Source organism: Klenkia marina (assembly GCF_900101025.1).
GTDB lineage: Bacteria > Actinomycetota > Actinomycetes > Mycobacteriales > Geodermatophilaceae > Klenkia > Klenkia marina.
In genome coordinates, this window is sequence record NZ_FMUH01000003.1 from 159544 (window position 1) to 181287 (window position 21744).

Consider the following 21744-nt stretch of genomic DNA (forward strand, 5'->3'; position numbering starts at 1 on the left):
CCGCTGCCGTCGATGATCGACGGCGGATGTGTGCTAGAGCGGGATGTTGCCGTGGGCGCCGCGGCCGGCGGGGGCCGCCGACAGCGCCGCCACCAAGCGCTTGCGCGTCTGGCTGGGCTCGACCACCTCGTCGACGACGCCGATCTCGATGGCCCGGCCGACGCCGCCGGCGATCTTCTCGTGCTCCTCGGCCAGCTGGGCGTGCAGGGCCTCGCGCTCACCCGGCTGTGCGGCGGCCAGCTTCTTGCGGTGCAGGATGCCGACGGCGGCCTTGGCGCCCATGACGGCGACCTCGGCACCGGGCCACGCGTAGACCGCGGTGGCGCCCAGCGAGCGGGCGTTCATCGCGATGTAGGCGCCGCCGTAGCTCTTGCGGGTCACCAGCGTCACCCGCGGCACGACGGCCTCGGCGAAGGCGTGCAGCAGCTTGGCGCCGCGGCGCACGACGCCGTCCCACTCCTGGCCGACGCCGGGCAGGTAGCCCGGGACGTCGACCAGCACCACCAGCGGGACGCCGAACGCGTCGCACATGCGCACGAACCGGGCCGCCTTCTCCGCCGAGGGCGAATCCAGGCAGCCGCCCAGGCGCAGCGGGTTGTTCGCCACCACGCCGACGGTGCGCCCGGCGAGCCGGCCCAGCGCGGTGATGACGTTGGGCGCGTACCGGCTCTGCAGCTCCAGCGGCGGCCCGTCGAGCAGCCCGGCGATCATGGGCTTGACGTCGTAGGCGCGCTGCTTGGCCTCGGGGAGCATCGCGGCGAGGTCGGTGTCGGGCTCGCCGTCAGTGCTGGCGAAGCTGCCCTGCGCGGCCAGCAGGTCGACCGCCTGGCGGGCGGTGTCCAGGGCGTCCTGCTCGGTCTCGGTGACGATGTGCACCACGCCCGAGCGGCGGCCGTGGGTGTCGGGCCCGCCGAGGGCCTCCATGTCGACCTGCTCGCCGGTGACCGAGCGGACGACGTCCGGGCCGGTGACGAACACACGACCCAGCGGGCCCATGACGACCAGGTCGGTCAGCGCCGGCCCGTAGGCGGCCCCGCCGGCGGCCGGGCCGAGGACGACGGAGATCTGCGGGACCCGGCCCGAGGCACGGATCATGCCGGCGAACACCTCGCCGACCGCGTGCAGGGCGGTGACGCCCTCGGCGAGCCGGGCGCCGCCGGAGTGCCAGATGCCGATGACCGGCACGTGCTCGCGCAGTGCGACGTCGATGGCGTCGACGATGTGCCGGCAGCCGTCCACGCCCATGGCGCCGCCCATGATCGTGGCGTCGGTGCAGTAGGCGATGGCCGGCGAGCCGTTGACCAGGCCGCGGGCCGCCATCGCGCCGGAGGTGTCCCGGGCGGCGAGGGTCTGCATGGTGCCGGGGTCGAAGAACCGGGCGAGGCGGTCCTCGGGGTCGCGGGGGTCGGGCTCGGCGAGGGTGGCGGCGGGGCTCACGGTGGTCACGGGGGAGGCCTCCATCAGGAGTCGAGCGGGATGTCGGCCCCGCTGCGGGGTCCCGGGTCGCGCGGAGCGTGGCCCGGGGGGCAGCGGGGTCCTTCAGTCAGGCTGTGGTGAAGACCAGGGCCATGTTGTGCCCACCGAAGCCGAACGAATCGTTCAGCGCGGCGGTGAAGGTGGCCGTGCGCGGGGCGCCGCGCACGATGTCGAGCTTCTGCACGGCCGGGGACTCGTCGAGGGTCTCGATGTTCTGTGTGCCCGGGATGACCTGGTCGCGTAGCGCGAGCAGGCAGAACACCGACTCCAGCGCGCCGGCCGCGCCGAGCAGGTGCCCGGTCTGGCTCTTGGTGGCGGTGACGGCCGCGTGGTCGCCGACCGCGTCGAGCAGCGCGGCGGCCTCGGCGATGTCGCCCACCGGGGTGGAGGTGGCGTGCGCGTTCACGTGACCGATGTCGGCGGGGGACAGGTCGGCGTCGCGCAGGGCGGCACCGATGGCGCGCTGGGCGCCCTCGCCCTCGGGGTGCGGGGCGACGAGGTCGTAGCCGTCGGAGGTGCCGCCGGCGCCGGCGAGACGGCCGTAGACCTTCGCGCCGCGGGCCTTGGCGGCGTCGGCGCGCTCGAGCACGAGGCAGGCCGCGCCCTCGGCGAGCACGAAGCCGTCGCGGCCGGCGTCGAAGGGCCGCGAGGCGTGCGCGGGGTCGTCGTTGCGGGTGCTCATGGCGCGCATGGCGGCGAAGCCGGCCATGGGCAGCGGGTGCACGCAGGCCTCGGCGCCGCCGACGAGCACGACGTCGGCGCGGTCCAGCCGCAGCATGTCCAGGCCCCAGCGGATCGCCTCGGCGCCCGAGGCGCAGGCGCTGACGGGGGCGTGGACGCCGCCGCGGGCGCCGATGGCCAGGCCGACCGCGGCGGCGGGGCCGTTGGGCATGAGCATGGGGATGGTGAAGGGGGAGACGCGCTTGGGGCCCTTGGCCTCCAGGACGTCGTCCTGCCCGAGCAGGGTCATCGCACCGCCGATGCCGGTGCCGACGACCACCGCGATGCGCAGCGAGTCGTAGCCGGCGTCGCCCGCGCCGGAGTCGCGCCAGGCCTCCTCGGCGGCGACGACCGCGACCTGCTGGCTGCGGTCGAGGCGGCGGGCCCGCACGCGGTCGATCTGCTCGGCCGGGTCAGCGGCCAGCCGGGCGACCAGCTGGGCCGGGAAGGGCTCGATCCACTCGTCGGTGATCCGGGTGACCCCGGACGTCCCGGCGAGCAGGGCGTCCCAGGTGGACGCGACATCGGGCCCCAGGGGGGTGGTGGCCCCGAGACCGGTGACGACGACGTCGCCGTTGTTGAAGTTCACGTCTTCCTCCTGGAACTGGTGACCTGGTGGGACGGCCGCCCCGCGGGGCCCCGGGAGACGTGCGGAGCGCGTCTCCCGGGGGGCGAGGTGGTCCTTCTCTTACTGGTTCTTCTCGATGAAGGAGATGGCGTCGCCGACGGTCTTGATGCCGCCCAGCTCGTCGTCGGGGATCGCGACGCCGAACTTGTCCTCGACGGCGGTGGCGATCTCGACCATGGAGAGCGAGTCGACGTCGAGGTCCTCGGTGAAGGACTTCTCGGGGGTGGCGTCGGCGGGGGCGACCCCGGCGACCTCCTCCAGGATCTCGGCGAGGCCGGACTGGATCTCGGCGGTGCTGGCCACGTGGGCCTCCTCTTCGTCGTGCGGGTCAGGGGGTCGTGCAGGCCGGGCGGCGGGGCCGCCCGGGGATCAGGGGAGCCGGACGACCTGTCCGGCGAAGGTGAGCCCGGCGCCGTACCCGAGGAGCAGGGCGAGGTCGCCGCTCTTGGCCTCACCGCTCTCGAGCAGGGCCGACAGGGCCAGCGGGACCGAGGCCGACGAGGTGTTGCCGGCCTGGGCCACGTCGCGGGCGATGACGGTCGAGTCGGGCAGGCCGAGCTTCTTGGCCATCAGCTCGATGATGCGGAGGTTGGCCTGGTGCGGGGCGAAGACGTCGATGTCGGCGGCGGTGACCCCGGCGCGGTCGATGGCCTCCTGCAGGGTGGCGGTGAGCTTGGTGGTGGCCCACCGGTACACCGCCTGACCGGCCATCGTCAGGTTGCCGGCGTCGGGCTGCCCCTCGACGGGGATGGCGATGGCGTCGCGCTGGTCGCCGTCCGAACCCCAGACGACCGGGCCGATGCCCGGCTCGTCGCTGGCGCCGATGACCATCGCGCCGGCGCCGTCGGCGAAGATCACCGCGGTCGAGCGGTCGTCCATGTCGACGACGTCGGTGAGCTTCTCGACGCCGACGACCAGGGCGTTGCGGGCCGACCCGGCGCGGATGGCGTCCGAGGCGGCGGACAGGGCGTAGCAGAACCCGGCGCAGCCGGCGTTGACGTCGAAGCCGCCGGGGCGGGGGATGCCGAGGCGGTACGCCACCTCGGGCCCGGCACCGGGGATCTGGGTGGGCAGGCTGCAGCTGGCGACGACGACGAGGTCGATGTCCTCGGCGGTGAGACCACTGGCGGCCAGGGCCTTGCCGCCGGCCGCGACCGACATCTCCACCACGGTCTCGTCGGCGTCGGCCCAGCGGCGCTCCTGGATGCCGACGCGGGTGCGGATCCACTCGTCGTTGGTGTCCATCGTCTGCGACAGCTCGTCGTTGGTGACCCGGCGGCGCGGCCGGTACTCACCGACCCCGAGGATCCGCGCGCCGGGCGAGCCGGCCGGGAGCTGGATGGTGCTCATGGGTCAGACCTCCGGGTAGAGACGGGCGATGGGGTCGCCGGCGTCGACGAGGTCGCCCTCGGCGACCAGCCACTCGGCGAGGAGTCCGGCGTAGCCCGCGGCGACCTCGACGGTCTCGCGACGGCCGGCGATGGTGGCCAGGGTGGCGCCGGCGGGCAGCGCGGTGCCCTCGGCGACCGCGGCGGGGGAGATGGTGCCGCGGGCGGGGGCGACGACGACCCGCCAGTCGGGGGAGTGCTCGGCCTCGGCCCGGCCCCGCTCGGCGGCGATGAGCTCGGCGGCGCGGTCGAGGTCCGCCGGACTGGTGATCGCGAGGACCTCGACGTCGTGGCGGCCCTTCCAGTCGCGCTTGGCCAGACCCGCCAACGCGCCGGCCGGCGGCAGCTCGATGACGGCGGTGACGCCGAGCTCGCGCAGGGTGTCCAGGCAGGCGTCGAAGCGCACCGGGTTGGTGATCTGGCTGACCAAGCGGTCGAGCACCCCGGCGCCGGTCTCGACCGCGGAGCCGTCCTTGTTGGACACGAGCAGACGGGAAGGCTGCGCGGGGCGGATGCCGCCGACGAGGCCCTCGAGCTCGGCGCGGGCCGGAGCCATGTACTCGGTGTGGAACGCGCCGGCCACCGACAGCGGCATGACCCGTGCCTTCGCCGGCGGGGCCGCCTTCAGCGCGGCGAGGCCGTCGAGGGAGCCGGCGGCCACGACCTGCCCGGCGCCGTTGACGTTCGCAGGCGACAGGCCGTTCGCCTCGATCGCGGCCAGCACCTCGGCCGGGTCGCCGCCCAGGACGGCGGACATGCCGGTCGGGGTCTGCGCGCAGGCCCAGGCCATGGCGCGGCCGCGGACGGCGGTCAGCGCGATGGCGGCCTCGACCGACAGCACCCCGGCCAGCGCCGCGGCGGTGAGCTCGCCGACGCTGTGGCCGGCGATGACGACGTCGCGGCCGGCCTGCGGGGTGTGCGCGACCGGGCCGGGCAGGCCGCCGAGCTCACGGGCCACGAACAGCGACATGGCCACCACCAGCGGCTGGGTGACCGCGGTGTCCTTGATGGCCTCGGCGTCACCGGTGGTGCCCAGGGTCAGCAGGTCGGCGTCGGCGATCGCGCCGGCCCAGCGGAAGAAGGGCTCGGCGCCGGGCAGCTCCAGCCAGTCGGTGAGCATCCCGGGCTTCTGGGCCCCTTGACCGGGGGCGAGGACGGCGAGCACAGGTCAACCGTGCCAGTGATCGGCCCGCCGCGGGCGGTCGGCGCCCGACGAAGAACACCGGTGATCTTCTGGAGGGTTCCTACAAATTTGTGACGGGTGGTGCGGTGGGCCACAGCTCAGGCCCAGAGCGAGCGCCCGCCGTCCAGGGCCGACAACGCCAGGGCCACCTGCAGGGTCCAGGCGCCCCGTGGGTCGGTGGCCGACAGGCCGGTGAGCTCGGTGGCCCGTTTCAGCCGGTACCGCACGGTGTTGGGGTGGACGAACAACGCCCGTGCGCTGGCCTCCAGGTTCCCGCCGCTGCCCAGCACGGCCCGGACGGTGTCGAGCACGTCGCCGCCGGTGGCCTGCAGCGGTCCGGCCACGCGCTCGGCCAGGGCGGTCCGGGCCAGCGGGTCGCCGTCCAGGGCCCGCTCGGCCATGAGGTCGTCGGCCGGGACCGGTCGCGGGGCACCCGGCCAGGCGACGGCTGCTCGCAGCCCGGCCAGCGCGGCGGCGGCGGAGTCGGCCGCCTGGGCCAGGGAGTCGACGGCGGGGCCGCTGACCACCGGGCCGGGACCGAACTCCCGGCTGACCCGCTCGGCGACGGGCACCAGGTCGGGCACGCCGCCGAGCACCACCACGAGCTGCTCGGCGTGCACCCCCACCAGCACCTCGGCGCGCAGGGTCCGTGCGGCCCGGCGCACGGCGGTGTGCAGGTCGTCGACGTCGGGGGCGGTGTGCCCGACGAGCACCAGGACCGGGGCGGTGGTCGCCCAGCCCAGCGCGGCCGCCCGGCCCGGCAGCTCCTCGGTGCGTTCGCCGCGCACGAGGGCGTCGACCACGAGCGCTTCCAGCCGGGCGTCCCAGGCGCCGCGGCTCTCGGCGTAGCTGGCGTAGACGTGGGCGGTGGCGAACGCGACCTCGCGGCTGTACTGCAGCACCGCCAGCCGCAGGGCCTCGGCCTCGCCCGGTTCGGCGACGTGGGCGACCCGGTCCTCCACGACCTCGACGGTGACCTTGATGAGGTCGACGGTCTGCTTCAGCGGCACGGTGCGCACCAGGTCGCGCGGGGCCGCCCCGAAGACCTCGCCGGTGAGCCGGGGCGGGCGACCGGGGTGCCGGCACCAGTCGACGAGCGAGGCGATGCCGGCCTGCGCGACCAGCGTCACCCACGAGCGCTGGTCGGCCGGCATCGAGCGGAACCAGGGCAGTGTGTCGTCCATGCGCGCCACCGCCTGGGTGGCCAGCGCACCCGACGCGCGCTCGAGCCGGCGCAGCGTGGCCTCCGACGGTCGGGCTGCGCTCACCGCTGCAGGGTGTCATGGGGCAGGCTGTGCCGGTGACGACGGCGCAGCGGGTCCACCCGATGGGGTCCCGCCTGGCCGCCGCGGGGACCTGCGCGCTGGTCGTCGTCCTCCTCGGGGCCGGGGTGGCTGGCGGGTGGGGCCCGCAGCTGCGCCTGGACGACGCGGTCAGCGTGGCGCTGTACGCCGGCGACGACCGGTCGCGGGCGGTGTCGGTGCTGCTCGAGGTGCTCACCGCGCCGGGGTACACGGTGGCCCGGCTGCTGGTGTTCGCACCGGTGGTGGTGTGGCTCGTGCGCGTCGGACGCCGCCGCGACGCGGTGTGGGTGACCGTCGCCGTGGTCGGGGTGGGCCCGCTCAACTCGGGCCTGAAGGAGCTGGTGGGCCGCGTGCGGCCGGACTTCCCGGGTGGGGGTGCCGGGTACGACTCCCTGTCGTTCCCCAGCGGGCACTCCTCGGGCATCGCGTGCCTGGTGGTCACCGCGCTGCTGCTCGCCTGGCCGGTGCTGTCGGGGGCGGGCCGGCGGTGGGCGGCGGTGGCCGGCCTGGCCCTGGTCGTGGTGGTCGGCCTCAGCCGCATCTGGCTGGGGGTGCACTACCTGTCCGACGTCGTGGCCGGGTGGGCCTTCGGCGCCGGGTGGACCCTGCTGGTGGCGACGATCGGTCAGCGTGGTGGGGAGCGGGTGCGGTGGACGAGGGCCTGATCTCCCGGCACCTGGTCGAGCCCTACGACGGGTCGGCCGGTCCGCTGCTGCGCATCGCCGAGGACCGGCTGCTGCCCGGCGCAGGCTACGGCGCCCACCGCCACGCCGACGTCGACGTGGTGGTCGTCGTCCTGTCCGGGTCCCTGGTGCACGGCTGGGGTGGTCGGCCGACGCTGCGCGCCGGGGACGTCGGGGTGCTGCGGGCCGGCACCGGGCTGGTGCACGACGAGGTCGCCGGCGCCGACGGTGCCCACCTGCTGCAGACCTACCTGCGGACGACGACGCCGGGCCAGGAACCGGGCCACCGCGTGGTGCGCTGGACGGCCGGTGCCCGCCGCGGCTGGGTCGACCTCGGTCGCGCCGACGCCCGGCTGTGGATCGCCCGGGTGCCCGACGATGAGACCGTGCCGGTGCCCCCGGGGCTGCGCGTGGTGGCCACCCGCGACCGGGTCTGGGCCGGCCCGGTGCCCTCGACCGGCGAGGGACGGGTGACCGGCCCCGCGACGGTGTGCGTGTGGCAGCTCGACCGCGCCCGGCCGCTGTGGGCGGTGGAGTAGTCCGCCTCGGGCGCGGCGTGGATCAGCTGAGTTCACCGGTGGCCGTCCTGGCTCACCGACGCCGCTGAGCCAGGACGGACTCTGCTGGCGCCGATCGTGAGCCTTGCTGAAGACTGCGCGCATGGACCTGCTCGCCGCTGCCCGTGCCGACGCCGACTGGGTGGTGGACCTCCGCCGCCGCCTGCACCGCCGTCCCGAGGTGGGCCTGCACCTGCCGCAGACCCAGGCGATGGTGCTCGAGGCCCTCGCCGACCTGCCGATCGAGGTGACGACGGGGCGGTCGACGTCCTCGGTGGTGGGCGTGCTGCGCGGTGCGCGGCCGGGCCCGACCTACCTGCTGCGCGGGGACATGGACGCCCTGCCGCTGCAGGAGGACACCGGGTTGCCGTTCGCCTCGGAGATCCCCGGGGCCATGCACGCCTGCGGGCACGACACGCACGTCGCGATGCTGCTGGGCGCGGCGCGGTTGCTGGCCGAGCGGCGCGACCAGCTGGCCGGGCAGGTCGTGTTCATGGTGCAGCCGGGGGAGGAGGGCTTCCACGGCGCGCGGTACATGCTCGAGGAGGGCCTGCTCGCCGCCGTGCCCGAGGCCCCGGTGAGCGGGGCGTTCGCACTGCACATCAGCGCGTCGTTCCCGACCGGGACGATCAACGTGCGCCCCGGGCCGCTGATGGCCGCCGCCGACCACTTCCGGGTCACCCTGCGCGGGGCCGGGGGGCACGCCTCGACCCCGCACGTCACCGCGGACCCCGTGCCGGTGGCGGCCGAGATCGTGCTGGCCCTGCAGGCGATGGTCACCCGCCGCGTCGACGTCTTCGACCCCGCCGTGGTCACCGTGGGCCACATCAGCGCCGGGACGACGAACAACATCATCCCGGCCACCGCGTTCCTCGAGGGGACGATCCGCACCCTGTCGGCCGAGCGGCGGGCCGACGTCGTGGCCCGGGTGCAGCGGGTGGCGGAGAAGGTGGCCGAGGCCCACGAGCTGGTCGCCGAGTTCGAGCGCGTCGAGGGCTACCCGGTGACCGTCAACGACGCGGTGGTGGCCGGCCAGGTCGAGGCGGCGGCCGCGACGCTGCTGGGGTCGGGGTCCGCCGTCCCGATGCCCGACCCGCTCATGGGCGCCGAGGACTTCTCCTACGTGCTGGAGCAGGTGCCCGGCGCGATGGCCTTCCTGGGCGCCTGCCCGCCCGACCTGGTGCCGGACGAGGCCCCCAGCAACCACTCGAACCTGGTGGTCTTCGACGAGGACGCCCTCCCGGCGGGTGTGGCGATGTACGCCCACATGGCCCTGTCCGCCCTCGCCGGCTAGCCCCTCGACGGCCGCCCCGGCGCGGCGCGGATCAGCTGGGTTCACCAGAGTCCGTCCTGGCTCACCGGCGCCGGTGAGCCAGGACGGACTCCGATGATCCGGGCTGGGGTCCCCGCACCCGCGGCACCCGGCGCAGGCCCCCATTCCGCTGCTCCACCCGGTAGGTGCGGTCCTCCCGCGGTGGCCGGGTCAGCAGCCGACGCAGTCGGTCCAGCTTGTCCGCGAACGGGGCGTGCAGGTCACCGGGCTTGACCCGTACCCCCACGAGGTCGAGGTCGACGAGCTCGTCGTGCCGGCACTTCTCCGCCCAGACAGCGTCGGCGGGGCTCCGCCCGAACCACGGGTCGTCGACCTTCGTGCGCCCATCGCACTCACCGAAGACGGCGCTGTCCTCCCACAGCATGTCGAGCACGCCGACCAGTCGGTGATCCCGGAACACGGCCGCTTGGAGAACCGGCTCGGGCAGACCGGCGGACACGAACGCCAGCCGGGTCCTCGTCTCGTGAGGCGAGTGGGCCCCGATGCGCGCGAGCCCGAACGCGCGGGCCATCCGGCCGGCTCCCGGCCAGTGCCGGTGCCGGAGCGACGTCGTGGTCAGCTCGTCGCGGGTCAGTCGACCGTCGGCCAGGACGTCGTCCACCGCCACCACCGCATCGACCACCTCCCACTCCCTGGCGACGTCGGCGAGGGTGCGTGCCAGCGAGGTGACCGGCAGCCCGTCCACCACCGTGACGTCATCGGGAGGCAGAGCCGCCCTGCGCACCTGGTAACCCTTGCCGCGCCGGAACTGCACCGGGTCGGTGAGCACGACGTCCTCACCAACCCCGGCGGGCAGGACGAGTCCGTGCACGCGTGCGGCGGTGCCGTGGCTGAGCACCGAGTCGGGGCGCCCCAGCCTCAGCACCACGGCAGCCGCCTCGAGGTGGTGCTGACGGCCGTGGTCCCGGTGAGCGGACCAGATCTCGCGACTGGTGTGGACGCCGTACCGGACGGTGTGCCACGCGCCGGAGCGCACCTGCGCCGCGATGGCGTGCCGGTCGTGGCCCGCTGCCTCGGCGTGCGCGGTGGAGAACACCCCGCCATGACGGGTGATGGCGAAGGCGAGCTGGGGGTCCATGCCGCGAACCATGGCGCGACCACGACCGTGGTGGGCCGCCGACGACGGATCTGTGGATCGGGGGCCAGGTTGTGGATGGCTGGTGACCCGGAACGCAGAATCCGTCCTGGCTCACCGGTGTCGGTGAGCCAGGACGGACTCTGGTGAACCCAGCTGATCCATGCCGCGCCGGGGGCGGGCGGGGGTCAGGTGGCGGGGGTGTCCTGGGTCAGGTCGGTCGGGGCCTTGGACGGGTCGGTGGTCTGGTACTTCTCCACCGCCGCGGCCACGACCGAGCGCTCGACCTGGCCCTTCTTGGCCAGCTCGCCCAGCACCCGCACCACGATCGACTCGGCGTCCACCCGGAAGTGGCGGCGCAGGGCCGGGCGGGTGTCGGAGAGGCCGAACCCGTCGGTGCCCAGCGAGACCAGACCCGGGACGTAGGGCGCGAGCAGGTCGGGCACGGCCTTCATCCAGTCCGACACCGCGACCAACGGACCCTCGGCGTCGGCCAGGGCGCGGGTCACGTAGGGCACCCGCGGCTCCTCGGCCGGGTGGTCGAGGTTCCACTCGTCGGCCTCGACGGCCTCGCGGCGCAGCTCGGTCCACGACGTCACCGACCAGATGTCGGCCGAGACGCCCCAGTCCTCCGCCAGCAGCTGCTGGGCCCGCATCGCCCACGGCACAGCGACGCCCGACGCCAGGATCTGCGCCTTCTTCGCGTCGTCGATCCACGGGCCCTGGTTGAGCCGGTAGATGCCGGCCAGCAGACCCGCGGTGTCGAGGTCCTCGGGCTCGGCCGGCTGCTGGTAGGCCTCGTTGTAGATCGTCAGGTAGTAGAAGACGTCGGCGCTGCGCGAGCCCCCGAGCGGGGCACCCGGGTCCTCGCCGTACATGCGGGCCAGGGCGTCCTTGACGATGTGCCCCAGCTCGTAGCTGAACGCCGGGTCGTAGCTCACGACGGCCGGGTTCGTGGCGGCGAGGAGCAGCGAGTGGCCGTCCTCGTGCTGCAGGCCCTCGCCGTTGAGGGTGGTGCGGCCGGCGGTGGCACCCAGGGCGAACCCGCGGGTCATCTGGTCGGCGGCGGCCCAGAAGGCGTCGCCGGTCCGCTGGAACCCGAACATCGAGTAGAAGATGTAGATCGGGATCATCGGCTCGCCGTGCGTGGAGTACGAGGACCCCACGGCGGTGAACGACGCGGTGGACCCGGCTTCGTTGATGCCCTCGTGCAGGATCGTGCCGGTGGTCGACTCCTTGTAGGCCAGCATCAGCTCGCGGTCGACCGCGGTGTAGGTCTGGCCGTGCGGGGAGTAGATCTTCGACGTCGGGAACAGCGAGTCCATGCCGAAGGTGCGGGCCTCGTCGGGGATGACCGGCACGAAGCGCGGGCCGAGCTCCTTGTCCTTGAGGAACTCCTTGAGCAGCCGGACGAACGCCATGGTGGTGGCGACCTCCTGCTTGCCCGAGCCGCGCTTGAGCACCTCGAACGCCTTCTCCTCGGGCGCCTTGAGCGGCTTGGCCGCCACGTGCCGCCGGGGTACCGCGCCGCCGAGCTGCTGACGCCGCTCGAGCATGTACTTCATCTCGTCGGAGTCCGGGTCGGGCTTGTAGTACGGCGGGAGGTACTTGTCCTCGAGCGCGGAGTCGGGGATGTCGAGGTAGAGCCGGTCGCGGAAGGTCGCGAGGTCCTCGGCGGTGAGCTTCTTCATCTGGTGCGTGGAGTTGCGGCCCTCGAAGTGGCTGCCCAGCGTCCAGCCCTTGATGGTCTTGGCGAGGATGACCGTGGGCTGGCCCTTGTGCTCCATCGCGGCCTTGTAGGCGGCGTAGACCTTGCGGTAGTCGTGGCCACCGCGCTGCAGCGCCCAGACCTCGTCGTCGGTCATGCCCTCGACCAGCTTGCGGGTGCGCGGGTCGCGCCCGAAGAAGTGCTCGCGGACGAAGGCGCCGTCCTCGGCCTTGTAGGTCTGGTAGTCGCCGTCGGGCGTGCTGTTCATGAGGTTGACCAGCGCGCCGTCGCGGTCGGCGGCCAGCAGCTTGTCCCAGCCGCGGCCCCAGACCACCTTGATGACGTTCCAGCCGGCGCCGCGGAAGAAGCTCTCGAGCTCCTGGATGACCTTGCCGTTGCCGCGCACCGGGCCGTCGAGGCGCTGCAGGTTGCAGTTCACGACGAACGTGAGGTTGTCCAGCTCCTCGCGGGCGGCCAGGCCGATCGCGCCGAGCGACTCGGGCTCGTCCATCTCGCCGTCGCCGAGGAAGGCCCAGACGTGCTGGTCGGAGGTGTCCTTGATGCCGCGGTGGTGCAGGTAGCGGTTGAAGCGGGCCTGGTAGATGGCGTTGATCGGGCCCAGGCCCATCGACACCGTCGGGAACTCCCAGAAGTCCGACATCAGGCGCGGGTGCGGGTAGGAGGACAGCCCGCCGCCGGGGTGGCTGACCTCCTGCCGGAAGCCGTCGAGCTGGTGCTCGGTCAGCCGGCCCTCGAGGAAGGCGCGGGCGTAGATGCCGGGGGAGGCGTGGCCCTGGAACCAGATCTGGTCACCGCCGCCGGGGTGGTCCTTGCCGCGGAAGAAGTGGTTGAAGCCCACCTCGTACAGCGACGCCGAGGACGCGTAGGACGAGATGTGCCCGCCGACGCCGACGCCGGGCCGCTGGGCGCGGTGCACCATGATCGCGGCGTTCCACCGGATGTAGGCGCGGATGCGCCGCTCGACGTGCTCGTCGCCGGGGAACCACGGCTCGCGCTCGGGCGGGATGGTGTTGATGTAGTCCGTGCTGCGCAGGGCGGGGACGCCGACCTGCTGCTCGCGGCTGCGCTCCAGCATGCGGAGCATCAGGTACCGGGCACGGCCCTTGCCGGCGTGGTCGACGACGGCGTCGAAGGACTCCAGCCACTCACCGGTCTCGTCGGGGTCGTTGTCGATCAACTGGCTCGGCAGGCCGTCGGTGATGACCGCGCGGGGGGTGCCGGACTCGCGGGCGGGGTCTCCGTCCGACTGCTGCGTGGCGCTCATGCGCACATCGTCTCCTGCCGCCCCCGCGCACGTCACGCCGCCTCTCGTTGCGGTCGCAGAGTTCACCGCCGACGGACACGTTCCGGGCACGGATCGGACCGGTCGGCTACCGGATCGGACGCGCGTCGGACACACTGACGCACCGACGCCGGGCGAGCCGCGGATCTGCGGCCGCCCGGGACCACCGAGCACACTGAGCAGATGGAGGACGAGCAGGGATGAGCGTCGACTCGGGCAGCGCCAGCATGGCGGCCCGGCTGGGGATCAAGCCGGGCATGGTCGTGCAGGAGCTCGGCTGGGACGAGGACGCCGACGAGGACCTGCGCGACTCCGTCGTCGAGGTGTCCGGCGGCGAGATGGTCGACGAGGACTCCGACGAGGTGGCCGACGTCGTCCTGCTGTGGTGGCGCGAGGAGGACGGCGACCTGATCGACGCCCTCGTCGACGCGATCGCCGCCCTGGCCGACGACGGCGTCGTCTGGCTGCTGACCCCCAAGTCCGGGCGCCCCGGCCACGTCGAGCCCGGCGAGGTCACCGAGGCCGCGCCGACCGCCGGCCTGCAGCAGACCAGCAGCATCTCCGCCGCCAAGGAGTGGGCCGGCATCCGGCTCGTCACCCCCAAGGCGGCCCGTTCCAAGCGGTAGCGGGAGGATCGCGGCATGACTCTCTCCGTGGGTGACACCGCGCCCGACTTCACGCTCAACGACTCCGACCGGCAGCCCTTCACGCTGTCCGAGCACCGTGGGTCGCCCGTGCTGGTCGTCTTCTACCCGTTCGCCTTCTCCGGCATCTGCACCGGTGAGCTGTGCCAGCTGCGCGACGAGCTGGGCACCTACACCGACGCCGGCGTCCGCGTCGTGGCGGTCTCGTGCGACCCGGCGCCGGCGCTGAAGGCGTGGAAGACCGAGCAGGGCTTCGACTTCCCGCTCCTGAGCGACTTCTGGCCCCACGGCGAGGTCGCCAAGGCCTACGGCGCGTTCTTCGAGACCGCCGGCATGGCCAACCGCGGCACGTTCCTGGTCGACGCCGAGGGCAAGGTCGCCTTCGCCGAGGTCAACGGCCCCGGCGACGCCCGGGCGCAGAGCGGCTGGAAGGACGCCGTCGCCGCGCTCGCCTCGTGATCCCCGGGCCGCCCCACTACGGTGGGGCGGCTCCCGGGCGCGTAGCTCAGCGGTAGAGCTCTCGCCTTACAAGCGAGCGGTCGCAGGTTCGAACCCTGCCGCGCCCACCCCGTGCTCCCGGCCGGCTCAGTGCTTGCCCGGTGCCTGCGCACGCACCAGGCGGCGGGCGGCGTCGACCTCCCGGGCGACCGGGCCCAGCACGCCCTCGGCGTGGATCTCGGTGTCGTCGGGGAACCGGTGCAGCCGCAGGTCGTCGTCCAGCTCGCGGATCGAGCGGCGCAGCACGTTCACCTGGCCCCGCGGCGGGATCTCGGCCCCGGCGCGCATCGCGATCACCGCCTCTGTGACGGCGTCCGACGTCCGCTCGAGCTGGATGATGACCGGGTACCAGGCCGCCGCCCGCGTGCTGATCGGCGGTGGTTCGGCCAGCCGGCGCTGCAGCTGGGTCTGCAGCTCGGTGAGTGCCCGGTAGCTGGCTCGGCGCGCCCGACGGGTCTCCTCCGGGGTGCCGTGGAAGGCGGCGTCGACGAACCGGTCGAGGGCGACGGCGGCGGCCCGCAGGGCGTCGTCCAGCGGGGCGCGCCAGGTCTGCGGCCAGAGCAGGTAGCCGAACACGAGCACGATCGCGCAGCCGATCACCGTGTCGACCAGGCGCGGGCCCACCAGCTCCGACGGGCTCGGCGCGGCGAGGTCGAGCAGCATGATCACCAGCGGGGTCTGGAAGACCGAGAACAGCCCGAAGTTCGCGTTGCGCGCCCACGGCAGGACGGCGGCGAACAGTGCCAGTGCCAGCACCACCCAGCCCCCGCGCGGCAGCACCGCCAGCAGCGCCGACCCCAGCAGGACCCCGAGCAGCGTGCCGGCCCCGCGCTGCACCGCGCGGGTGAACACCGACCCGAAGTCGGGCTTGAGCACCACGGCGACGGTGAGCAGCACCCAGTAGGGGCGCTCGATGGGCAGCCGTTGCCGGGCCACCTCGGCGACCACCATGCACAGGGTCAGGCGGACGGCGAACGCGCGGGAATCGGCGTTGCCGGTCGTGCGGTCCAGCAGGTCGCGGGCACGCAGCCGCCAGGGCAACGGTGCCCGGACGACGGCGGCCGAGGCGCGCTCGTCCGGGTCGCCGACGAGGTCCCAGACCAGCCGGACGCCGTGCCGCACCGCGCGCAGCGTGGACGGCCCGTCTTCCAGGGCCGCGGGCCGGTCGCCGACCAGGGGACGGCGGGCAGCGACCGCGGCACCCAGGGCATGGGTGGCGGCGACGTCGGCGGGGTCGGCCGGGACGCCGGCCCGCACCGTGGCCACCGCGCCCTCGACCAGCGGTGCGGCAGCGTTGAGCAGCCCGGCGAGCTCGGCCAGCTCACGGCTGCGGCCCGAGGACGTGCTGCGGCTGTGGATCACCCGGTCGTAGCCGGTGTTGAGCGCGGCGGTGAGGGTGCGCCGGGCGTCGTCGGTGCCGGGCGTGCCGACCGCGGCCAGCAGGTCACCGATCGCGGTGAACACCGCCCCCACGGCCTCGCGGTCGGGGTCGGCGTCCTCGGTGCTGGCCTGCACCAGCACCAGCGCTGTGGCCCACAAACCGCCGGTGAGGAAGAACCCGATCTCGGTGTGCAGCGGCAGCGTGGTCTGCAGTCCGGAGGACAGGGCGGCGTAGATCAGCAGCTGCAGCGCACCCAGCGACAGCGCGGCGTCGATGGAGCTGACGAGGGCGGCCACCACCGACAGCAGCCCGATGACCAGCAGCGGCTGCCACCCCTCGCCGGTCGCGGCCTGTCCGGCCAGCAACCCCACCGTGCCCATCCCGCCGGCGGCCGCGACCCGGCGCATGCGGGTGCGCAGCGGCCCGCCCTGCGGGGCCAGCGTGGCCGCCAGCGCGCCGGTCGTGCCGAACACCCCGGCCCCGAGCGCCGCGGGGTCGTCGAGCCGGCCGAGCAGCCCGACGAGCGCCAGCGGCCCGGCCAGGGACAGCGCGAACCGGACGACGTCGCGCCACGGCACCGGCGACCGACCGGTGCGCACCAGCTCCTCGAGCCAGGCCGGTGCCCGCAGCCCCCTGTCCGCCACCGCGAGAGCTTCCCACCAGGAACTGTCAGGGGCCCGGCGCAGACTGGACGGCGTGCCGCACCCGACCCCCACCGCCACCACGCAGGGCGGCTGGTTGCGCCGGCTGGTCGGCTACTGCCTGCGTCACCGCGGCGACCTCGTCGGCGCCTTCGCCGCCGCCCTGGTGGGCTCGCTCATCGCCGCCGGGGTGCCGCTGGTGGTCAAGGAGGTCGTGGACGACGTCGTCGCCGGGGGCACCCGCTCGGTCGCGCCCTACGTCTGGCTGCTGGCGGTGGCGGGGCTGGTGCGCTTCGCCGCCGGGTTCACCCGCCGCTACCTGGCCGGGCGGCTGAGCCTCGACGTGCAGTACGACCTGCGCAACGACGTCGCCGAGGCGCTGTCCCGCCTCGACGGGCCGGGGCAGGACCGGTTGCAGACCGGTCAGGTGGTCAGCCGCTCCATCTCCGACATCACCCTCGTGCAGGGGCTGCTGGCGTTCCTGCCGAACCTGGCCGGCAACGCCCTGCTGTTCGTCGGGTCGATCGTGGTGATGGCCTGGTTGTCGCCGCTGCTCACGGTGGTCGCCCTCGCGGTGGGGCCGGCGCTGTGGTGGCTGGCCCTGCGGTCCCGGCGCGACCTGTTCCCGGCCAACTGGGCCGCGCAGCAGCAGGCCGGGGCCGTCGTCGGCGACGTCGAGGCCGCGGTCACCGGGGTGCGCGTGGTCAAGGGCTTCGGCCAGGAGGGCCGCGAGCTCGACCGGGTCGACGCGGGCGCGCGGCGGCTGTTCGGTGCCCGCATGCGGGTCGTGCGGTTCACCGCCCGCTACAACCCGGCGCTGCAGGCCGTCCCGGCCCTGGGGCAGGTGGGCGTGCTGGCCTTCGGCGGGTGGCTGGCCCTGCAGGGCAGCATCACGCTGGGCACCTTCCTGGCCTTCGCCACCTACCTGGCCTCGTTGGTGGCCCCCGTGCGCATGCTGGCCGCGGTGCTGGTCATCGGGCAGCAGGCGCGGGCCGGGGTCGAGCGGGTGCTCGAGATCGTCGACACCGAGCCGGTCCTGCGCTCCGGTTCCCGCCCGGTGCCCGCGGGCCCGCTCGCCGTCGAGCTCGACGACGTGGTGTTCGCCTACGGGGAGGGCCCGGCCACGCTCTCGGGGGTCTCGTTGCGGGTGCGGCCCGGGGAGACGTTGGCGCTGGTCGGCCCGGCCGGCTCGGGCAAGTCCGCGGTCGTGGGGCTGCTGCCGCGCTTCTACGACGTCGGCGCCGGTGCGGTGCGCATCGGCGGGGTGGACGTGCGCGAGCTCGACACCGACCAGCTGCGCGGTGCGCTGGGCATCGTGCCCGAGGACAGCTTCCTGTTCTCCGACACCGTGCGGGCCAACATCGCCTTCGCCCGGCCGGACGCCTCCGACGCCGAGGTGCGGGCCGCCGCGCGCACCGCGCAGGCCGAGGGGTTCATCGACGAGCTGCCCGACGGCTTCGACACCGTGGTCGGCGAGCAGGGGCTCACCCTGTCCGGCGGCCAGCGGCAGCGGGTCGCCCTGGCCCGCGCCCTGCTCACCGACCCCCGCGTGCTGGTGCTCGACGACGCCACCTCGGCCGTCGACGCCACGGTCGAGGCCCGCATCCAGGAGGGCCTGCGTGCGGGTGCCCGGGCCGACCGCACCACCCTGGTCGTGGCCCACCGGGCCTCCACCCTCGCCCTCGCCGACCGCGTGGCCGTGCTCGACCGCGGCCGGGTGGTCGACGTCGGCACCACCGACGAGCTGGCCGAGCGCAGCCCGCTCTACCGCCTGCTCGTCTCCGGCGTCGACGACGACCCGCCCGCGGGCACGAGCCCGCCCACCCCCGTCCCCGAGGTCCCGTCGCCGACCACGGTCGACCCGGCGGCCTGGCCCGAGGTCGACCACGGCCCGGACGGCGACCGCGCGCTGCGGGGTGCGGCGAACTCGATCGGCGGGCCCGGGTCGGCGATGGTGAACGCGGCGTCCACCCCCGCACTGCGCGAGCTGGTGGCCGCCCTCCCGCCCGCCGACGACGACCCCCGGGTGCCGCCCGGGCGGGCGCGCTCGGCCGACCCGGGGTTCACCCTCGCCGGCCTGCTGCGGCCCTTCCGGTGGGTGCTCGGCGCCGCGTTCCTGCTGACCGCGGCCGACGCCGCCGCGCAGATCGCCGTCCCGGCCCTGGTGCGCGCCGGCATCGACCGCGGGGTGTCGGCCGACTCGCTGGGGGTGCTGCTGGCCATCAGCGCGCTGGCGCTGGCCGTGGTGGTGGCCGACTGGCTGGTCACCATCGGGTCGACCCGGCTCACCGGCAGCACCGGCGAGCGGCTGCTCTACACGCTGCGGGTGAAGACCTTCGCGCAGCTGCAGCGCCTGGGGCTCGACTACTACGAGCGCGAGCTCGGCGGCCGGATCATGACCCGGATGACCACCGACGTCGACGCGTTGTCGGCGTTCCTGCAGACCGGTCTGACCACCGCGGTGGTCAGCCTGCTCACCCTGGTGGGCGTCCTGGTCGCCCTGGTGCTGCTCGACGTCGACCTGGCGCTCGTGCTCGTCGCGTTCCTGCCGGTCCTGGCCGTGGCCACCTGGTGGTTCCGCCGGCGATCGGTGCCGGCCTACACCGAGGCGCGCGAGCGGGTGAGCGCCGTCAACGCCCGGCTCCAGGAGGACGTCGCCGGGGTGCGGGTCACCCAGGCCGCCGTGCGCACTGAGCGCTCCCTCGCCGTGTTCCGCGAGCGGGCGGGGGCCTACCGCGACGTGCGGCTGCGCGCCCAGCGCTACATCGCGACCTACTTCCCCTTCGTCGAGTTCCTGTCCGAGCTGGCCGTCGCCGCCGTGCTGGTCGTCGGCGCGGTGCGGCTCACCGAGGGCACGATCACCGCCGGGGTGCTGGTCGCCTTCCTGCTCTACGTCGGCACCTTCTTCTCCCCGGTGCAGTCGCTGTCCCAGGTCTTCGACAGCTACCAGCAGGCCGCCGTGGGCCTGCGCCGGCTGCGCGACCTGCTGCAGACCCCGACCTCCACGCCGCCCGCCCCCGATCCGGCGCCCGTCGGTCGGCTGCGCGGCGAGGTGGTGCTCGACGACGTCACGTTCGCCTACCGCGGCGCGCCGGCACCGGCACTGCGCGGTGTCACGCTGCGCATCGCACCGGGGGAGACCGTCGCGCTGGTGGGCGAGACCGGGGCGGGCAAGTCCACCGTGGTCAAGCTCGTCGCCCGCTTCTACGACCCCACCGACGGCGCCGTCCTGGTCGACGGGCGCGACCTGCGCACGCTCGACCTCGCCGGCTACCGGTCGCGGTTGGGGGTCGTCCCGCAGGAGGCCCACCTCTTCGACGGCACCGTGCGCGACGCCATCGCCTACGGCCGGCCCGATGCCGACGACGTCGCGGTCGAGGCCGCGGCCCGGGCGGTGGGCGCGCACGAGATGGTCGCCGCACTGCCCGAGGGGTACCGCACCCGCGTCGGTGAGCGGGGGCGGTCGCTGTCGGCCGGCCAGCGCCAGCTGCTGGCCCTGGCACGGGCCGAGCTGGTCGACCCCGACGTCCTGCTGCTCGACGAGGCCACCGCGTCGCTGGACCTCGCGTCCGAGGCCGCGGTCAACCGGGCCGCCGACGCCGTGGCCGGTCGGCGCACCACCATCGTGGTCGCGCACCGGCTCACGACGGCGGCCCGCGCCGACCGGGTCGTCGTCCTCGACCACGGCCGCGTCGTGCAGTCCGGTCCGCACGAGCAGCTGCTGCGGGTGGAGGGGCCCTACGCCCTGCTGTGGGCCGCGTACTCCTCCGACGCCCTGGTCGACTGACCGTGCCGGGCCGTGAGGTCGCCCACGCCGGCCGGTCCGCCGGGCACCCGTCCGGATGGCGTCCCGGCCACGAACACGGGGTGATGCCGACCGCCGACCACCCCACCACCGACGAGGCCCGTCACCCCCACCGGGCCAGCTCACACGCGTCCGGCGGGCGGACCGGCGGGACCGCACCTACAGTCCGAAAAATGGCACTTCCGGTGAACGAGGACATGTACCCCGACCCCCAGGGGAACGTCCGCGCACTCCCGCGTCCCGGTGCCCCGCTGGCCGAGGTCGTGGCCGCCCTGGAGGCCCGCTACGACCCGGCGCTCGCCGAGGACTGGGACGCCATCGGGCTGGTGTGCGGTGACCCCGCCGAGGCCGTGCACTCGGTGCTGTTCGCGGTGGACCCCACCGACGCCGTCGTCGACGAGGCGATCGAGCGCGGCGTCGACCTGGTGGTCACCCACCACCCCCTGCTGCTCACCCCCGTGCACGGCGTCCCCGCCGACGACCCCAAGGGCCGCATCGTGCACCGGCTCATCCGGGCCGGCATCGGGCTCTTCGTCGCGCACACCAACGCCGACCGGGCCGCCGACCACGGCGTCAACGACGCACTCGCCGCAGCCCTCGGGGTGGGCAACACGGTGCCGCTGGAGTCCGTGGGCGCCCCGCACACCAACACGCTGGTCGTCTTCACCCCGGTCGAGGACAGCGACCGGCTGGTCGACGCCCTGAGCGCCGCCGGCGCCGGGGTGATCGGTGACTACACCCGCTGCGCCTGGCAGACCGTCGGCACCGGCACCTTCATCCCCGGCGACGAGACCAACCCGGCCATCGGCGCGCACGGCCGGCTCGAGCACGTCCCCGAGACCCGGCTGGAGATGGTCGTGCCCCGGGCCGCCCAGGCCGACGTCCTGCGGGCCCTGCACGAGTGGCACCCCTACGAGGACCCGGGCTACGCGGTCTTCGAGAACTCCCAGACCCCCAGCCGGGCCGGCCTCGGCCGGCTGGGCGAGCTGGCCCACCCGATCACCCTGCGCGAGTTCGCCGAGCGCGCGGCCGCGGTGCTGCCGGTGACCGCGGCGGGGGTGCGGGTGGCCGGTGACCCCGACCGGCTGGTGCGCACCGTCGCGGTGTGCGGCGGCAGCGGCAGCTCGCTCTACGACCGGGCCGCGTCGGCCCGCGCCGACGTCCTGCTCACCAGCGACGTCAAGCACCACCCGGCCGTGGAGGCGATGGAGGTGCCCGGCCCGGCCATCTGCGACGTCGCGCACTTCGCCAGCGAGTGGCCGTGGCTGCCGGTGGCCGCCGACGTGCTGCGCCGCGACCTCGGCGGCCGGGTCGACGTCGCCGTCTCCAAGCGGCGCACCGACCCGTGGTCGCTGCACGTCGCGCAGGACGGCCGCGACGTGGGCGTCGGGGAGGGCGCCGCGCGCGGGTAGGTTGG

At 74.6% G+C, this 21744-nt stretch carries 16 protein-coding genes and 1 tRNA gene; 8 read left to right on the forward strand and 9 right to left on the reverse strand.

All coding sequences use genetic code 11. From position 1 onward, the window contains the following. Positions 1 to 33: 33 nt before the first annotated feature. The 6 genes from BLP29_RS10410 to BLP29_RS10435 form a co-directional block, all read right to left on the reverse strand. Positions 34 to 1446, reverse strand: coding sequence for an acyl-CoA carboxylase subunit beta (locus BLP29_RS10410; protein ID WP_243469855.1), 1413 nt, complete (start codon positions 1444 to 1446; stop codon positions 34 to 36). Positions 1447 to 1543: 97 nt separating this feature from the next. Beyond that, on the reverse strand, positions 1544 to 2785 hold the full coding sequence (locus BLP29_RS10415) for a beta-ketoacyl-[acyl-carrier-protein] synthase family protein (protein WP_092803749.1): 1242 nt from the start codon (positions 2783 to 2785) through the stop codon (positions 1544 to 1546). A gap of 99 nt (positions 2786 to 2884) precedes the next feature. Then, complete coding sequence (locus BLP29_RS10420; protein WP_091063849.1) at positions 2885 to 3127, reverse strand: acyl carrier protein; 243 nt, start codon at positions 3125 to 3127, stop codon at positions 2885 to 2887. A gap of 66 nt (positions 3128 to 3193) precedes the next feature. Further along, on the reverse strand, positions 3194 to 4174 hold the full coding sequence (locus BLP29_RS10425) for a beta-ketoacyl-ACP synthase III (protein WP_092803752.1): 981 nt from the start codon (positions 4172 to 4174) through the stop codon (positions 3194 to 3196). A gap of 3 nt (positions 4175 to 4177) precedes the next feature. Further along, positions 4178 to 5377 carry an acyltransferase domain-containing protein gene (locus BLP29_RS10430; protein ID WP_092803755.1) on the reverse strand — a complete coding sequence of 400 codons (1200 nt, stop codon included), beginning with the start codon at positions 5375 to 5377 and terminating at the stop codon, positions 4178 to 4180. Positions 5378 to 5493: 116 nt separating this feature from the next. Then, a complete protein-coding gene (locus BLP29_RS10435) occupies positions 5494 to 6663 on the reverse strand; it encodes a PucR family transcriptional regulator (protein WP_092803758.1) in 1170 nt (389 codons plus the stop codon). A gap of 32 nt (positions 6664 to 6695) precedes the next feature. Between BLP29_RS10435 and BLP29_RS10440 the strand changes: the two genes are divergently transcribed. From BLP29_RS10440 to BLP29_RS10450, 3 genes are all read left to right on the forward strand, one after another. Continuing rightward, positions 6696 to 7364: a phosphatase PAP2 family protein gene (locus tag BLP29_RS10440; RefSeq protein ID WP_243469856.1), complete on the forward strand. Its 669-nt coding sequence runs from the start codon at positions 6696 to 6698 to the stop codon at positions 7362 to 7364. Further along, positions 7349 to 7921, forward strand: coding sequence for a pirin family protein (locus tag BLP29_RS10445; protein ID WP_243469857.1), 573 nt, complete (start codon positions 7349 to 7351; stop codon positions 7919 to 7921). The genes BLP29_RS10440 and BLP29_RS10445 overlap by 16 nt, the downstream gene beginning before the upstream one ends. A gap of 121 nt (positions 7922 to 8042) precedes the next feature. After that, positions 8043 to 9233 (forward strand): M20 metallopeptidase family protein, encoded by a 1191-nt coding sequence (locus BLP29_RS10450; RefSeq protein WP_092803764.1) that lies wholly within the window; start codon positions 8043 to 8045, stop codon positions 9231 to 9233. A 61-nt stretch (positions 9234 to 9294) separates the two neighbouring features. Here the strand turns inward: BLP29_RS10450 and BLP29_RS10455 are convergent, their stop codons facing one another. Further along, a complete protein-coding gene (locus BLP29_RS10455) occupies positions 9295 to 10350 on the reverse strand; it encodes a hypothetical protein (protein WP_092803766.1) in 1056 nt (351 codons plus the stop codon). Positions 10351 to 10535: 185 nt separating this feature from the next. Continuing rightward, complete coding sequence (aceE, locus tag BLP29_RS10460) at positions 10536 to 13340, reverse strand: pyruvate dehydrogenase (acetyl-transferring), homodimeric type (protein ID WP_092803769.1); 2805 nt, start codon at positions 13338 to 13340, stop codon at positions 10536 to 10538. Between the two features lie 218 nt (positions 13341 to 13558). Between aceE and BLP29_RS10465 the strand changes: the two genes are divergently transcribed. The 3 genes from BLP29_RS10465 (at position 13559) to BLP29_RS10475 (ending at position 14568) form a co-directional block, all read left to right on the forward strand. Next, a complete protein-coding gene (locus BLP29_RS10465; protein ID WP_092803772.1) occupies positions 13559 to 13984 on the forward strand; it encodes a DUF3052 domain-containing protein in 426 nt (141 codons plus the stop codon). A gap of 15 nt (positions 13985 to 13999) precedes the next feature. After that, the gene (locus tag BLP29_RS10470; RefSeq protein WP_092803775.1) at positions 14000 to 14461 is read left to right on the forward strand and encodes a peroxiredoxin; all 462 of its coding nucleotides are present in this window, start codon (positions 14000 to 14002) and stop codon (positions 14459 to 14461) included. Positions 14462 to 14496: 35 nt separating this feature from the next. Further along, positions 14497 to 14568 (forward strand) — tRNA-Val (locus tag BLP29_RS10475). A gap of 19 nt (positions 14569 to 14587) precedes the next feature. Here the strand turns inward: BLP29_RS10475 and BLP29_RS10480 are convergent. Beyond that, complete coding sequence (locus BLP29_RS10480; RefSeq protein WP_092803778.1) at positions 14588 to 16525, reverse strand: FUSC family protein; 1938 nt, start codon at positions 16523 to 16525, stop codon at positions 14588 to 14590. A 52-nt stretch (positions 16526 to 16577) separates the two neighbouring features. Here BLP29_RS10480 and BLP29_RS10485 point away from each other — a divergent pair, with 52 nt between their 5' ends. Both BLP29_RS10485 and BLP29_RS10490 read left to right on the forward strand, forming a co-directional pair. Next, positions 16578 to 20309, forward strand: coding sequence for an ABC transporter ATP-binding protein (locus tag BLP29_RS10485; protein WP_243469858.1), 3732 nt, complete (start codon positions 16578 to 16580; stop codon positions 20307 to 20309). A gap of 191 nt (positions 20310 to 20500) precedes the next feature. Then, complete coding sequence (locus BLP29_RS10490; RefSeq protein ID WP_207798426.1) at positions 20501 to 21739, forward strand: Nif3-like dinuclear metal center hexameric protein; 1239 nt, start codon at positions 20501 to 20503, stop codon at positions 21737 to 21739. Positions 21740 to 21744 lie beyond the last annotated feature (5 nt).